This is a genomic window from Curtobacterium flaccumfaciens pv. betae (genome assembly GCF_026241855.1).
In the GTDB taxonomy this organism is placed as follows: domain Bacteria; phylum Actinomycetota; class Actinomycetes; order Actinomycetales; family Microbacteriaceae; genus Curtobacterium; species Curtobacterium flaccumfaciens.
This window is the reverse complement of record NZ_JAPJDC010000001.1, coordinates 1,727,278-1,742,500: the sequence shown is the minus strand read 5'-3', so window position 1 is coordinate 1,742,500 and position 15,223 is coordinate 1,727,278. Positions and strand designations below refer to the sequence as shown.

Annotated in this window: 12 protein-coding genes; 5 read left to right on the top strand and 7 right to left on the bottom strand. The window is 69.4% G+C overall.

Features of this window, described 5'->3' with window-relative positions:
• Positions 1 to 46 precede the first annotated feature (46 nt).
• From ORG17_RS08205 to zapE, 7 genes are all read right to left on the bottom strand, one after another.
• Positions 47 to 796 (bottom strand): hypothetical protein, encoded by a 750-nt coding sequence (locus ORG17_RS08205; protein WP_214527588.1) that lies wholly within the window; start codon positions 794 to 796, stop codon positions 47 to 49.
• A 16-nt stretch (positions 797 to 812) separates the two neighbouring features.
• The gene (locus ORG17_RS08200) at positions 813 to 2,813 is read right to left on the bottom strand and encodes a hypothetical protein (protein ID WP_214527589.1); all 2,001 of its coding nucleotides are present in this window, start codon (positions 2,811 to 2,813) and stop codon (positions 813 to 815) included.
• Entirely contained in the window at positions 2,810 to 3,169 is a 360-nt protein-coding gene (locus ORG17_RS08195; RefSeq protein ID WP_027465489.1) for a DUF6507 family protein, read from the bottom strand. Before ORG17_RS08195 ends, ORG17_RS08200 begins: the two co-directional genes overlap by 4 nt.
• 45 nt (positions 3,170 to 3,214) lie before the next feature.
• Positions 3,215 to 3,571 (bottom strand): hypothetical protein, encoded by a 357-nt coding sequence (locus ORG17_RS08190; RefSeq protein WP_214527590.1) that lies wholly within the window; start codon positions 3,569 to 3,571, stop codon positions 3,215 to 3,217.
• Entirely contained in the window at positions 3,568 to 4,689 is a 1,122-nt protein-coding gene (locus ORG17_RS08185; protein WP_214527591.1) for a DUF6177 family protein, read from the bottom strand. The genes ORG17_RS08190 and ORG17_RS08185 overlap by 4 nt, the downstream gene beginning before the upstream one ends.
• Before the next feature lie 97 nt (positions 4,690 to 4,786).
• Complete coding sequence (locus ORG17_RS08180) at positions 4,787 to 6,061, bottom strand: ammonium transporter (protein WP_182709770.1); 1,275 nt, start codon at positions 6,059 to 6,061, stop codon at positions 4,787 to 4,789.
• Positions 6,062 to 6,271: 210 nt separating this feature from the next.
• Positions 6,272 to 7,294: a cell division protein ZapE gene (gene zapE / locus ORG17_RS08175; protein ID WP_214527608.1), complete on the bottom strand. Its 1,023-nt coding sequence runs from the start codon at positions 7,292 to 7,294 to the stop codon at positions 6,272 to 6,274.
• A 124-nt stretch (positions 7,295 to 7,418) separates the two neighbouring features.
• Here zapE and ORG17_RS08170 point away from each other — a divergent pair, with 124 nt between their 5' ends.
• The 5 genes from ORG17_RS08170 (at position 7,419) to ORG17_RS08150 (ending at position 15,146) form a co-directional block, all read left to right on the top strand.
• Positions 7,419 to 8,330 (top strand): sulfurtransferase, encoded by a 912-nt coding sequence (locus tag ORG17_RS08170; RefSeq protein WP_214527592.1) that lies wholly within the window; start codon positions 7,419 to 7,421, stop codon positions 8,328 to 8,330.
• A complete protein-coding gene (locus tag ORG17_RS08165; protein ID WP_111110380.1) occupies positions 8,327 to 8,785 on the top strand; it encodes a SufE family protein in 459 nt (152 codons plus the stop codon). Before ORG17_RS08170 ends, ORG17_RS08165 begins: the two co-directional genes overlap by 4 nt.
• A 147-nt stretch (positions 8,786 to 8,932) precedes the next feature.
• On the top strand, positions 8,933 to 14,272 hold the full coding sequence (locus ORG17_RS08160) for a DUF6531 domain-containing protein (RefSeq protein WP_214527593.1): 5,340 nt from the start codon (positions 8,933 to 8,935) through the stop codon (positions 14,270 to 14,272).
• A gap of 13 nt (positions 14,273 to 14,285) precedes the next feature.
• Complete coding sequence (locus tag ORG17_RS08155; protein WP_214527594.1) at positions 14,286 to 14,633, top strand: hypothetical protein; 348 nt, start codon at positions 14,286 to 14,288, stop codon at positions 14,631 to 14,633.
• Between the two features lie 48 nt (positions 14,634 to 14,681).
• On the top strand, positions 14,682 to 15,146 hold the full coding sequence (locus ORG17_RS08150; protein ID WP_214527595.1) for a hypothetical protein: 465 nt from the start codon (positions 14,682 to 14,684) through the stop codon (positions 15,144 to 15,146).
• Positions 15,147 to 15,223: the final 77 nt, after the last annotated feature.

The following is a 15,223-nucleotide window of genomic DNA, read 5'->3' as shown; positions in this document are numbered from 1 at the left end:
TTGTCTGGCCACCGCTACGCGCCGTCATGCGAGTCCACGACGGCGATCAAGAAGAGACGATGAGGCCGCCGGCATCCTCGATGACATCGGCGGTCGCCACGATGCTCGCCACTGTTGTCACCAAGTCGTCGGAGTCGTCATCGATCATGAGCCACGTGCCCCCGTCCGCGACCGTCGTCTTGGCTGCGGTCGGCAGGTCGATCGCGGACAAAACGGAACTGTGGTCTCCGCGGAAGAAGTTGGTCAGACCGATGAGGGTTGCAAATCGTTTCTGACTCCGGTTGGCGTCGCGCACGGAGACCTGCGCAAGATCGGCGTGCCAGAGTTCGACGAGTCTCCCGACGACTTCGGCCTGATGTTTTCCGAAGGAGTCCCGGAGGTCTACTGACGCTCCTGGTTCGAGCGCCCGAAGTGACACTGCAACTTCGTTCACGATGTGCCGAGTCACCGACGCGCCGACATGCAGTCGCAAGGAGGCCCCGACACCCTCGGTCGGCATGCTCACCAACGTCACACCGTAACCGTCTTGCGGAAATGGCTGACCATCATGGTTACGCGCAACTCCTCGTTCGATGAGGAGCTCGACATCGGAGTCGGCGAGCTCGTCGACACGCGAGCCGTCCGCGTCCTGGGAGGAGGGGTCGAGGAGGGTCCAAGGGCCAGCGAATGGCGGTCCGCAGAGCGCCAACACCTTCAATGACTCTCGCAACGCCGATATCACCCCAGTTGCGTCGAACGACCGGGTTCCCCACTGGACCCGGATCGAAGGCTGCTGTGTGGTCCAGATCGAGGTCAATTCTTTCCGTCCGTCGTCATGGCATCGACCGAATGATCACATCGACGTCGAGCCGTTGGTCGACGAGCGTGTCATCGAGGAGTTCGCCGAAGCGTCTGTCCGTCACGATGTATTCTAGTCGGCCGCCACCGACGTCCTCGATCGCTTGAAGCTGCCGGCGGATGCTCGAGACCACCTTGTCGATCTCAGCGCCGTCCTTCGCGAACAACTGCTCGGGCGTCCACTTCTTGAACGTGTACCAGAACGAGTGATCGCCCTTCGTGTCCACGAAGACGCGTTCGCCGGCCTCCACTCGGAAGCCGTCCAGGGCTACCTTTCTCCCGTCGTCGGTCCGGATCACGAGTTCCGGCACAGTTCCGTCACCTGGTTGGTGAATCCCGGTGAAGTACTGCTGCTCGGCCATTCCGGCCTTGTTGCGCTTCACCAGCTCCCACGTCGCGGTCGCGTGATCAGACTGGAGTTCCACGCGTCCTATGACCGGCTGGTCCCCCGGAGCGATCGCCGTGTGGGGGTCACGAGCAGGCGGTGCGGCTGGTTCGACCACCTGATCACCGTGTCCGCCCCTGTGTGTCCCCGACGGCTCAACGTGATCCGCCACCGAGTGCAACCAGTGCCCACCCGAACCCGGGTTCCCCACCTCGATGTGCGGCCGCCCGACCCCCACCCCGAACCCGTCCGGCGTCGCCATGGCGTGCTCGACACTGACCTTCACGGTGGGGATCTTGTCCCCGAGCCCCCGGAGCGCATCCGCGAACCCGCCACGCCCCCGCGCCAGCAGGTCCGAGACTCCCGACAACGCCTTGCCCGGCAGGCTCGACAGCGCATCCCCGACGCGCACGATCGTGGTGCCGGCGGCCGCGACCTTCGAACCGATCGCCGCGAGCTTGCTGCCGTCCGCCACGAGCACCGCGAGCCGCGACCCGAGCGCCGCGACCTTCGCGCCCGCGCCGATCTCGCCCGCGCCGGGGATGAAGAGCGTGCCGATGTTGAACGCGGCACCACCGGCGGCGTGAGCGGGGTCGTCCCGCCAGTCCTCTGGCGACCCGACGAAGCCCTCGACGAGGGTCTTCTGCTGGTCCATGATGTTCCGCGCGGTGTCGCCGACGACATCCGGCAGGACGCCCTTCGGCAGCGCCGCGGCGAGGAGGAGCGGCGGGCTGCCCAACAGGACGATCAGTCCGAGGGACTCCGCGAAGCCCTTCCAGGACTGCGCCGCCCAGTCGCCGTCGCCCCACTCGCCGGTCTGCGAGTTGTACCCGATCAGTCCGCCGAGTCCCTCGACCGTGCCCTTCGCGGCGTCGTACACGCCGGAGTCGAACGATTCTTGGCACGACTGGTCACCGCGCCCGGTGCTCCCCCACGGCATCGGTTCGTTCGCCTTGACGGCCGCCGTGTAGTCGACGGCCTGCACCGGGGCCAGGCACATGTCGGTGCGCAGCCCGTTGATCGCGTTGACACACTCGGCGGAAGCCGCGGAGAGCTTGGTCTCCTGCTCGGCGACCTTGGTGAGCAGCTCGTTGTTCTCGTCGACGTACGGCGTGTACTGGTCCCACGGCAGGTGCACGTCGTCGAGCACCTCGCCGAAGTTCTGGACGAGCCCGACGATGCCCTGGTTGGCGGGGTGTTCCGGGTCCCACGGGCCGACGGTCTTGCCCTTGAGCGCCTTCTCGACGAACGTCGCGGCCTCGGCCTTCAGCTCGACGAGCCGCTTCGCGATGGGCGCGACGGCGGTCGCGTAGTCACCGATGAACGTCGACGCCTTCTGCAGGGTCGCGGCGAGCGAAGCGGTGTCGGTCTCGACGCCGTCCATGACCGCGAGCAGTTCGGTGGAGTCCGGCGTGGTGTAGCTGCTGCCGAGCTTCGCCCAGGCGGTCTTCACCTCGCCGCCGCGCGTCTCGACGTCGGTGGCCGACGTCGAGAACGCCGTGCCGGCGGTCTCGACCTTCGCCGCGTCGATGTTCGCGCCGGGGATCGCGTCCGGATCGATCAGGCCGTCAGCGCGGCACTGGCTCGTCACTGGTCACCACCCAGGTCGAAGGCCGAGAAATCGCCGGTACTGGAGGCACGGATCGCGTTGGTCTGCGCCGTCGCAGCCATCTCCTCGTCACCGTGGTAGTAGGCGAGGGTCGCGGTGGCAGCGCCGGCCAGACCGGCCGTGATGTGGTTGCCCACGCGGGTCAGGAGGGCAGAGTGGCTCTCGATGAGTGCCGCGACGGCGCCGGCAACCGCCTGGTCGTCCCCGACGGCGGTCGTGAGCGCCGCGTGGGCGTCGGCAAGACCGTCGAACGCGGTCGAGAGGTTCGTCGCCGCGGTCTCGGTGTCGGTGAGCGTCGTCTGCACGCCCGCGGGCTCGATCTGCCAGCCGTTCCCCATGGCTCCCCCTGGTCGTCGTCCCGCTCGGTCAGAGCGATCGCGTGGTCAGTGCGCGGCTCGGGACGCAGCCGTTCCCCCGGCGGCGTCCGCGATGCTGTGCACGATCCGTTCGGCCGTCCCCCGGAACGGGGGTTGCGCGGCCGCGTGGTTCTCGGTCCACCATAGCCGATCACCCGCCACCGACAACGGTCTGGTGAGCAGCCGTTCGGCATCGGTGGTGCTGTCGAGCCGGCGGGACTGGAAGAGCGTGAGGAGCACCACCCCGTCGTCCGACACGAGCTGCAGCGCATCGCCCGCCCAGAGCTGGCGGATGCCGATCGCGGGGTCGACCGCGGCGGCTCCGGTGAGCACGGCTGCAGCGTCCACGTGGTCGGCGCTGAGGATCGTCCACTCGGCGCTCATCGGTCCGCCCCGAATCCCAGCAGCTCGACGGCACGGGGGCCGAGCGCGGTGCCGAGCTCGGCCAGCCGCCGCCAGCGAGCCTCCACCTCGGCGCCCCCGGTCAGCCCTGCGGTCGGCGGCGCGAAGTCGAGCAGCAGCGACGGCACGCGCGGCGTCCCGACCGGCATGGCACCCACCGGCAACGAACCGGTGTCGACGCCGAGGTCCCGCACGGCGGCGGCACCGACGACCGCTCCGAGGGGGACGGGCATGCCGCGCTGCCGAGCGGCGAGGGTCGCGTCTGCGTGCCCGCCCGCCCGCCACGCCGTTGCGAGCAGCACGCGCTGTCGACGCGCGAGGTCGGCCAGGACGTCGACGACCGGACCGTCCACCGGAGGCGAGCCGTTCCCGGGGACCGGCACCGTGCCTCTCCCCACCGGCACGGCCGGCCCGCCGCTGGCGCGTCGCCCCGGGACCGGCCGCGTGGGCCCTGGCCGAGGCAGTGCCAGCCGTGTCTCCTCGGTGACGCCCGTCGCGGACCGTTCGATGCGGAGCTGTACCGCGGCGAACCCACCGTCGACCGGGCCGACGGCGACGAGCCGGGTCGGTCGGGGCGCGCGCCCACGGGCGAAGTCCGTGACGGCACCGACGCTCCACGCGAGCGTGGCCGGCTCGACCGTGCCCCAGGCCGTGGGCGCACTGCCGGCGAGTCCCCCGAGCAGGAGCTCAGCGGTGCGACCGATGCCGGCCTGCTCGGTGGCGGGGTGGTGGACGGACACGATCAGCTCGACCCAGGGGACCTCGTCGGCGCCGAGCCGGGTGGTGCGCTGGGAGGCCTGCGGGGCGAACATCGCGGTCGCGACGTCGTCGACGACCTCGGTGGAGCCGGCGGCGCGGTAGCGGTCGCCCTCGCGGACGACCCACGCGCTGCTCGTGCGCCGGAGCATCGCGAGCATCGCCGGGGTGAGGCGGCTGGTGGGCGGGGTGAGCAGCACGAACGCGAGGTCGGCGGCCCGTGTCTCGAGCACGAGCCCCATCCGGGCGGAGGACAGCGACACGATCGCGGCGTCGGTTTCGGAGACGACGAAGCCGGGCCCGACCGCGTCGACGAGCGGGTGCGCGAGGGTGACGTCGTCCACGCCGGAACCCTACCGGCCGGGGATGGTCCCGCACACGACGACGGGCCCCGCGCTGCTGTGTGCGCGGGGCCCGTCGTCGTGCGGTGGTGGAGCGTGTCTAGCGGACGCTGACCGGGCTGTCGTCGGTCTGCTCGTAGAGGACGTAGCCCTCTTCGCCGTGGACCGCGGTGTCGATGCCCGCGACCTCGTCCTCGGTCTTGACGCGGAAGCCCATCGTCTTCTCGATGATCCAGCCGATGACGAAGGCCAGGACGAACGAGTACGCGCCGACGGCACCCGCTGCAGCCGCCTGCTTGCCGAGCTGCTCGAACGAGCCGGAGTAGATCAGGCCGGTGTCGTTGGCGAAGAAGCCGAGGAACAGCGTGCCGAAGATGCCGCCGACCAGGTGGACGCCGACCACGTCGAGCGAGTCGTCGAAGCCCAGGCGGTACTTCCAGTCGATGGCGAAGCAGCAGACGATGCCGGCGAGGAAGCCGAGCAGGATGCCCCAACCCGGGGTCAGCGCGGCACAGGCCGGGGTGATCGCGACGAGGCCGGTGACGGCACCCGAGGCGGCACCGACGGAGGTCGCCTTGCCGTCCTTGAGCTTCTCGATGAGCAGCCAGCCGAGGATGGCGGCGGCCGGGGCGGCGAGGGTGTTCACCCAGGCGATCGCGGCGATGCCGTCAGCAGCACCCTCGGAGCCGGCGTTGAAGCCGAACCAGCCGAACCACAGGATGGCGGCACCGAGCAGGACGAAGGGCGGGTTGTGCGGCTTGTGCGCGCCCTTGGCGAAGCCGACGCGCTTGCCGAGCACGATCGCCAGGGCGAGACCCGCTGCACCGGCGTTGATGTGCACCGCGGTGCCACCGGCGAAGTCGATGACGCCCCACGTGGCGGCCCAGCCGGAGGTCAGGTTGAAGACCCACGAGGCGACCGGGAAGTAGACGACCGTGACCCAGACGCCGGCGAAGACCATCCACGCGCCGAACTTGGCGCGGTCGGCGATGGCGCCGGAGATGAGCGCGACGGTGATGATCGCGAACGTCGCCTGGAACCCGACGAAGGCCATCGACGGGTACGCCGCCTGGATGTTCGAGGACTTCGCCTCCTCGAAGGCCTGGCCGAGGCCGATCTGGTTCCAGTCGATGCTGAAGAACCCGACCACGCCGGAGACCGCCGTGCCGTCGCCGTGGTTGGCGAAGGCGATCGCGTAGCCGTAGACCACCCAGAGCACGCTCACGAGCGCGATCGCACCGAACGACATCATCATCATGGAGATGACGGACTTGGCCTTCACCAAGCCGCCGTAGAAGAAGGCCAGGCCGGGTGTCATGAACAACACCAGCGCAGCCATCACCAACACGAACGTCGTGTTGCCCTGATCAAGCATCTGCTCACCTCTCGATTGCACGAGCGGCTCTTGGACCGCCTCGGGTGTCACAGAGTCTGGCGAGGCGAGGTTTCACGAGGGAGCACGAACTGTTTCGCGGATGTAACGCGACCGCGCCGTTTGTAAACGTCGTGTTTCCGCCGGCCCGATGTCCCCTGCGCGAGGGGCAGGAGACCGCCGTGGACAGATCGGTCTGACGGCGAGGGGTCCTCAGGCGCGGGTGAGCGCCACCACGCGGGACGCCGCGCGCAGGTACTTCTTGCGGTAGCCGCCCTCGAGCATCACGTCGGGGTACACCTGGTCGAGCGGCGTGCCCGAGGCGACGATCCGCACCTGCGCGTCGTACAGCCGGTCCACCAGGGCGACCCAGCGCAGCGCGTCGGTCTGGTCGGTGAACGCCCGGACGTCCGTGAGTCCGACGGCGTCGAGGTCCTCGACCAGCGCGACGTACTTCGAGGGGTGCACGGAACCCAGGTGCGCGACCACCGCGCCGAAGTCGTCGAGCGTCACGGAGCCGGACGGCAGCGCGGCGGGCACGTCGGACACCACCTGCGCCGACTCGTCCACGGCACGTCGGCGGTAGTCGAGGCCGTCGATGCGCATGGTGTCGAAGCGGTCCGACATGGCCTGGATCTCGCGCAGGAAGTCCTGCGCGGCGAAGCGTCCCTCGCCCAGGGCTCCCGGTGGCGTGTTCGACGTCGCGGCGAAGCGGGTGCCGGTCTCGGTCAGTTCCTTGATGAGCCGGGTCATCACCATCGTGTCGCCCGGGTCGTCGAGCTCGAACTCGTCGATGCACACCAGTGCGGTGCCGCGGAGCAGGTCGACCGTCCCCTGGAACCCCAGGGCGCCCACGAGCGCGGTGTACTCGATGAAGGTGCCGAACGTCTTCCGCCCGGTGGCCGCGTGGTAGGCGGCTGCGAGTAGGTGGGTCTTGCCCACGCCGAACCCGCCGTCCAGGTACACGCCGGACTTCGCCGCGGGTTCCGCCGACTGCTTCCGGCGCCCGAACAGCCCGCGCCGCGGGGCGTCCGCGGGACCGGCGGCCACGAACGCGGCGACGGCATCGCGGACCGAGGCCTGCGAGTCGTAGTCCGGGTCCGGCCGGTACGAGTCGAACGACGCGTCCGTGAACTGGGGCGGGGGCACGAGCGCCGCGGCCATCTGCTGCGGGGTCACCCGGGGATCACGGTCGACGAGGTGAGCGGGCAATCGGGGAACCCTTCCGGGAAGCATGTCGTGGGGTGTCACGTTGCGTCAGGGGCACGGTACGTCCGCGTACCGTTGCCCACAGGCACCGACGCCCGATCCTAGTCCGGCGCCAGCACCACGCTCCCCCGCACCCCTGGAGGTACCCCCGATGACCGCACCGGTCGACCCGTCCGAGAAGTTCGCCGCCTACGCGCACCCGGAGCGCCTCGTCTCCACCGAGTGGCTGCAGGAGCAACTCGACGCCGGGGCCGGCGCGCCCGACCTGGTGGTCGTCGAGTCCGACGAGGACGTCCTGCTCTACGAGACGGGGCACATCCCGGGCGCCGTGAAGATCGACTGGCACACCGACCTCAACGACCCGGTGCAGCGCGACTACATCGACGGTGCCGCCTTCGCCGAGCTCCTCGGCGGCAAGGGCATCGGCCGCGACACCACGGTCGTGATCTACGGCGACAAGAACAACTGGTGGGCGGCCTACACCCTCTGGGTGTTCACCCTGTTCGGCCACGAGGACGTCCGCCTGCTCGACGGTGGTCGTGGCAAGTGGATCGCCGAGGACCGCGCCCTGACCACCGACGAGACCCCGGTCACGCCCGTCGAGTACCCCGTCGTCGAGCGCCACGACGAGCCCGTCCGCGCCTTCAAGGACGACGTCCTCGCGCACCTCGGCAAGCCGCTCATCGACGTCCGCAGCGCCCCGGAGTACAGCGGGGAGCGCACGACGGCGCCCGACTACCCCGAAGAGGGCGCGCTGCGCGGCGGCCACGTCCCCACCGCCGTGAACATCCCCTGGGCGACGGCCGCAGCCCCCGACGGCACCTTCAAGTCACGCGACGAGCTCGACGCCGTCTACCGCGACGGTGCCGGCATCGGTGACGCCGACGAGGTCATCGCCTACTGCCGCATCGGTGAGCGCTCGAGCCACACCTGGTTCGTCCTGCAGCACCTGCTCGGCTACGACAACGTCCGCAACTACGACGGCTCGTGGACCGAGTGGGGCAGCGCCGTCCGCGTCCCCATCGTGCAGGGATCCGAGCCGGGTACTGTTCCGAACCGATGAACGCCAGCACCGACGAACCACTCCCCGCCACCCTCGCCGAGATCCGCGACGACTTCCTCGCCCTGGGCCAGAAGGACCGCCTGCAGCTCCTGCTCGAGTTCTCGAACGAGCTGCCTGCGCTGCCCGAACGCCTGCAGGGGCACGAGGACGAGCTCGAACGTGTCGAGGAGTGCCAGTCCCCCGTCTTCATCACCGTGACGGTGGGCGAGGACGGCGACGCCCCGGACGTGGTCCGGATGCACGCCACCGCCCCGCGCGAGGCACCGACCACCCGCGGCTTCGCCTCGATCCTGGCGCAGGGCCTCTCCGGCCTCACCGTCGAGCAGGTGCTCGCCGTCCCGACGGACTACCCGCTGACCATCGGTCTGTCCGAGGCGGTCAGCCCGCTGCGGATCCGCGGCATGGTGGGCATGCTCGGACGCGTCCAGCGTCAGGTGCAGGCGGCGGTCGCGTAGACGCGACCCGTTGACGGACAGGAGGCGCGGTGCCAGCTGGCACCGCGCCTCCTGTCCGTTGCTCGTTTCGGATGCATGCGGTCCTCTGGCATTTCAGTCGCCGGCCGTGACAGGATGGGCCGGTCAGCACCATGGGGGGAATTGACGATGGCGAAGATCCACGGGAACGATCCGACCGGCTACTCGTACAGCGCGGCGGACACGCTCAAATCGGCTTCGACGGCGCTCGCGTCGTCGATCGGCGGCCAGGCCGGATCGCGGTCGTCGTCGGTGACGACCGCGACTGCGGAGTTCCGGGGGTACTTCTCCGAGGTCTTCGCGGACAACGCCGACATCGGTGCGCGCAGCGCGACGAAGCTCGTCGAGTCGTTGCAGAGCCTGTCGGGGTTCGTGCAGGAACTCCGCGACGCCGCGAAGGACGAGGACGACCGGCGGAAGCAGGCGAAGGCGTGGGACGCCCGCAAGCGTGAACGCGAGGAGAACTTCTTCGTCGGCGCCGGACACGAGATCTCGACGTGGTTCGGCGGCGGTGACGACCCGAAGCCCCCGGAGCCGGAACCGGAGCCGCGGCTGCAGGCGGACGAGGTCAGCGTCAAGGGGCGCGAGATCCCCGCGGGTGGTGGGACCAGCGGTGGGACGTCGTCGGCCGTCCCCGAAGACCTCCGCTCCTTCGAGGCGAACACCCGCACGCTCGACTCCGACCTGTCGGGTGCCGTCTCCACGTTCCGCAACGCCCTGAGCGACTACGAGGCCGAGTGCAACCCCTGCTGGGGCACGCTGAACGCCCAGTCGCTGCTGACCGCCGTCAACGACTGGCTCACCGCGAACGGGCAGGACGCCGACTGGGCGGGCACCGTCGCCGCGCAGTTCGAAGCCGCCGGTGGTGGTGCCGGGCCCGCGACGCTGTCGGACGCGGCGATCGCGGCGGCCCTGTCCGCGGCGGGCATCGACGCCGGACGTGACGACTTCACCATCGGACCGTTCTCGGCGATGGGGACGCCTCCGACGAACGGGTTCGCCGACGATCCCGTCAACACCGCCACGGGCAACTTCCTGGAGCCCGAGACCGACCTGTCGTTCGCCGGGCAGGCGGCGTCGCTCCGGCTCACCCGGATGTACAACTCGCTCGACGGCCGTGCCGGGGTGTTCGGGCTCGGGTGGTCCTCGATCCTCGACACCCGGCTGGAGATCACCGACGACGCCGCGTCGGTCGTGCTCGACGACGGCCGGCAGGTCGACTTCCCGCGGCAGGGCGACGGCTGGGACCGCGCGGTCGGCGAGGACCTGTGGCTCCGGGCCGAGGGGAACGCCCTCGTCGTCCAGGACAACGCCGGCGGTCACTGGGAGTTCACGCCGTCCGGACTGTGGTTGCGAAGCGGCCGTGGAGCCGGCACCACCGTGACCGTTCGGCGTGACGAGCAGGACCGCATCACCCGCCTGTCGCACGTGTTCGGACGGTTCATCGACGTCGAGTACGCGGGCGACCGTGTGGCGTCGACGACCGCCTCCGACGGACGCCGCGTGGAGTACCACTACGACGATGCTCGTCGACTCGTCCGTGCGACGGACGCCGTCGGCAGCCGTCGGTACCGCTGGAACGACGACGGGCTGATCGACCGCGTGACCGCTGCCACGGGTGTGGTCGAGTGCGAGAACACCTACGACGCCCGTGGCCGTGTCGTCGAGCAGCGCACGCCGTTCGGACGGCGCGTGCGGTTCGCGTACCTGCCGGGCCGCGTCACCTCGGTCTCCGACGTCGACGGCGACCACACCAACACGTGGATCGCCGACCGCAAGGGCCGGGTCGTCGGGATCATCGACACCGACGGGCGGCGTCAGTCGATGTCGTACGACCCGCACGGCAACCTCGTCTCGGTGACCGAGCGCGACGGGCAGGTGACCGTCCACGGGTACGACGAGCGGGGACGGCGCGTCCGGACCGTGACACCGGAGGGCGCCGACCTGACCTTCGGGTACGACGAGCAGGACCGCATGACCACGGTGGTCACCCCGAACGGTGGGGTCGTCGAGTACTCGTACGCGGGCGACGACCGGAACCCGTCGACCATCGTCGACCCCGTCGGCGGTCGCACCGTGCTCGAGTGGCGGGACGGCCTGTTGGTCCGGACCACCGATCCGACGGGCGTCGTCGTCGTCTTCCACCACGACGCCTCCGGCGAGGTCGTCGGCGTCGAGAACGCCGTCGGCGACACCGCACGTCTGATCCGCGACGCCGGAGGCCGGATCGTCGAGGCCGTCACACCGCTCGGCCACCGCACGCGCTACCGGTACGACGGCGCCGGCCTGCTCACCGCACGCGAGGACCCGGACGGCGGACTGTGGCGGTTCGAGCACGGCGACGGCGGTCGGGTCACGGCGACGATCGATCCGACCGGTGCCCGCACCGAGGTCGCCTACGGCCAGCACGGCGAGATCGTGTCCACCACGGATCCCCTCGGTCGCGTCGTGACGAAGGACTTCGACGCCTTCGGCAACGTCTCGTCGATGACCCTGCCCGACGGTGCCGAGTGGGCGTTCGTGCACGACGCGCTCTCCCGACTCGAAGCCGTGGTCGACCCGGCCGGCGGCACCTGGAGACGCGAGCACGACGCGGTCGGAGCCCTCGGCGCGACGGTCGACCCCACCGGTGTCCGCACCGAGGTGGGGCGCTCGCGCGCTGACGGCGTCTCCACGGTCCGGGACGCCTTCGATGCCGTGTCCGTCACGACCGACGAGTTCGGGCGCCCGACCCGGCTCGAGCACACAGACGCCTCCGCCGAACTCACGACGTACGACGCCTGCGGCCGACCGCTCGAACTCGTCGACGCGGACGGTGGACTCACCAGGATCGAGCGTGACCTGGCCGGACGCGTCGTCGCCGTCACCACCCCGGCGGGTCGCACCACCCGGTACGAGTACGACGCGTGCGGCCGCCCGGTCAGCGCGATCGACCCCGCCGGCGCACGCACCACGCTGACCTACGACGCCGATTCACGGGTCGTCGCGCGCACCCTGCCGACCGGCGAGGTCGCCCGGACCGAGTACGACCGCCAGGGTCGGGTCGTCCACGCCGACGTGCCCGGGGTCGGCACCGCCCGGTACCGGTACGACCGCGTGGGTCGGGTCGTGTCGGCGCGGGACACCCGTTTCGGCCAGCGGACCTTCCGCTACGACGCCGCCGGGCAACTCGTCGCCGCGGTGAACGGGCTCGGCGGCACCACCCGGTACGAGTACGACCAGCGTGGGCGCCTCGTCCGCACCGTCGATCCGCTGGGTGGGGTGACCGTCCGCACGTACACGCAGCTCGACAAGGTGGCCTCGTCCACCGATCAGCTCGGTCGCACGACGACGGCGACCTACGACGCGGCCGGGCGCCAGCTCACCCAGACCGACCCGGACGGCAGCGTCCTGCGGTGGGAGTACGACGCGGCCGGTCGTGAATCCGCGCAGTACGCCGGTGACCGGCTCATCGGCCGCATCGACCGCGATGCGCGTGCTCGCACGGTGACGATCACCGACGAGACCCGTCCCGACTCCCCCGCCACCCACGTCCTCGAGTTCAGCCGACTGGGCCAGCTCGTCCGTCGTGCCACCGGCGCGCGCGAGACCCGGTGGACCCACGATGCCGACGGACTCCGCACCTCGGTGCAGTCCTCTGACGGGTCCACGACCCGGTACGAGCTCGACGCCACCGGGCGGGTCGTCCGCGTCGACCACTCGGCCTTCGGCGAGGTCCGGTACGAGCACGACGCGGCGGGGCGGCTCCTGCAGGCCCGCGGCGGCGATCAGCTGCAGACCTGGGAGTACGCGAACGGACACGTGGTCCGGCACACGCGCATCGACGCGGACGGCACGCACGCCAGCACGATCGAACGCGACGCCGACGGGCGCATCACCCGGGTCGACGGACCCGGTGGGAGCACCACCTACGAGCATGACGATGCCGCGCAGCTGGTGGCGTCCGTCCAGGACGGCAGTCGCACCGGCTGGGTCTACGACGTCGCTGGTCGTCTGGTCGAGGAACGGACGGACTCCGGGGCCCGACGGTTCACGTACGACGCCGCCGGTCAGCTGATCGGCGTCGACGCCGTGGACGGGTCGCCCGAGGCGGAGTACGCCTACGACGGCGCTGGTCGTCGGGTGCAGGCGCTCCGAGCCAACGGCGTGACGACCACGTACGGCTGGACCCCGCAGAGTCACCTCACCGGGGTGGCGGAGACCACCGCGGCAGGCAGCACCACGACCGACCTGCACGTCGACGCCCTCGGTGAACTCGCCGATGTCGACGGCGTCCCGATCGACTGGGACACAGCCGCGTTCGCACCGACGCTCCTGGCCGTCGGTGACGAGCCGGTGCTCCGCGCTCCCGGCGGCCTGATCGCGGTGGACGACCGCTGGATCGCCAGCGGTCGGCGCACCACGAGAGCAGCCGACGACGCCGACCCGTGGCAGACGCTCGTCGACCTCGGCGGCTCCGGCCTGCCCGGCGGCATCGCACTCGGCGCCGACGGTTCGCTGCAGGTCGCCGGCCTGGAGTGGATGGGCGCCCGCGCCTACGACCCGTCGTCGCGCGGCTTCCTGTCCGTCGACCCGGTCACCGCGCCCGCGGGAGCAGCCTGGGCGGGCAACCCGTACTCGTTCGCCGGCAATGATCCGCTGCACGCCATCGACCCGCTCGGACTCGCGCCGGTCACCGACGCCGAGCTCGAGGCCTACGCGGCGGCGCAGCAGGGGCCGCTCGCACGTGCCGCAGCCGCGACCGGTGACTGGTTCGCGAACAACTGGGAGTACGTCGCCGGCGGTGCCATGGTCGTCGCGGGCGGGGTGCTCGTCGCCACCGGCGTCGGCGGTCCGGTCGGCATGATGCTCATCAGCGCCGGTGCCGACACAATCATCCAGAAGGCCACGACCGGCGAGGTGAACTGGGGCCAGGTCGCCGTCAGCGGGGCCTTCGGTGCGGTCGGCGGTGGTGCCGGTGCCCTGATCGCTAAGCAGCTGGTCAAGAACGCAGCAGAAGGTGCGGCCGAGAACGTCGCGAACTACGCGGTGAGCGGCCAGCCGGTGACCCCGGGTGGTCTGCTCCGGAACGCTGCCGAGGGTGCCGCGACGTCGGCGGCGACCGGCGGCACGATGTCGAAAGTGCACCTGCCGACCGCGGTGAACAGGCTTTCCGACGTCGCTCCTTTACCTCCGACAGGACTCGGTGAGCGCGCTCAGCGAATTGCAGACAAGGTTCTCGAAGATCCGAACAAGATGGGGCACATCTTCGACAAGAAGGAACACGGACTCGATCCGCTCGTCGACTCGATGGGAGGGAAGCGTCCGGTCATCGAGGCCGTTGCCCATCACCTCGACAAAAAAGATCTACCCCCCGGCAAATTTGTTGAAGATGTACCGATAAGCGACGCAACTGTTCGCGTACGTGGATCCAATGTAGAGGACACCCCTCGTGTCGGTACAATGTTCATCCCAAGGGACACACCTTGAAGATTGGGGCAACATGAAGGCAGAAGACGAATCACGTCTGCACGATCTCATCCGCACTTGCTTGGATCACCTACTCCTACCTGAATCAGGACCATTGCAGGACCAAGCGCAAGCAATTCGAGGATTCCGAGCGACTGGTCCACGGATCTGGCAGATAGACCTTGACAACTCACCCGCCGTCAACTTGCCGGACCAGCCCCTTCCGATCGAAGCCTCTTATGCAGATGAATCTTCTGAAGTTGTCGGCGAAGTTCTTATCTGGACGAAGAACGGGAGGATTGACAGTCTAGAGCTTCCGTGGTTCACGGATTCGATGCCAAGAAACATTCCCAGCGCTCAACAACTGCTATTTGACGAATGATTGCCAGCGTCTTCAACCGGAGGGCAAGGCGAGGTTGAATCGGATCCGATGCTGCGACTTTTTACCCGTGAATCTGAACAGGGCGATAGCGGATGGTTCGACCTCGCCGACGTCGTGTCCTCCCTTCATCTGCCGCAGCTTTCATGGACGGCCGAGGACATATTCGTGAACGTGTCGAGAGATCCCGGACTGGACGTTGCCGAACTGGAGCAGCTCTCGAGCGCGCCCCACTTGCCCAATCCGGTGCTCGACAATGCCTCGTTCATGCGACTCACCGAAACCACGCAGCAGTTCGTCGATGGCGAGTTCGTCGGATTCAACCCATCCGAAGTCGGTGATATCGACAGAGCAGTCATCCGCCTCGACATGAGCGACGGCTCGTTGTGGACGATCATCATCGACACAGATCGGGTCGAGATTCGGGACGGATTTGCCCGGGCATTCGGGTCGGGAACGCGAGTGCCGGCGATGACAACCCGCACCACCGGGCGTTCGACCGAAATGCCACCGTGAACACCGCACGGTCGCGAGCCTTGAGCAGAAACAGAGCAACCGGCCCACGAGAACGAAACGTGCTCTCTTGAGTCCAC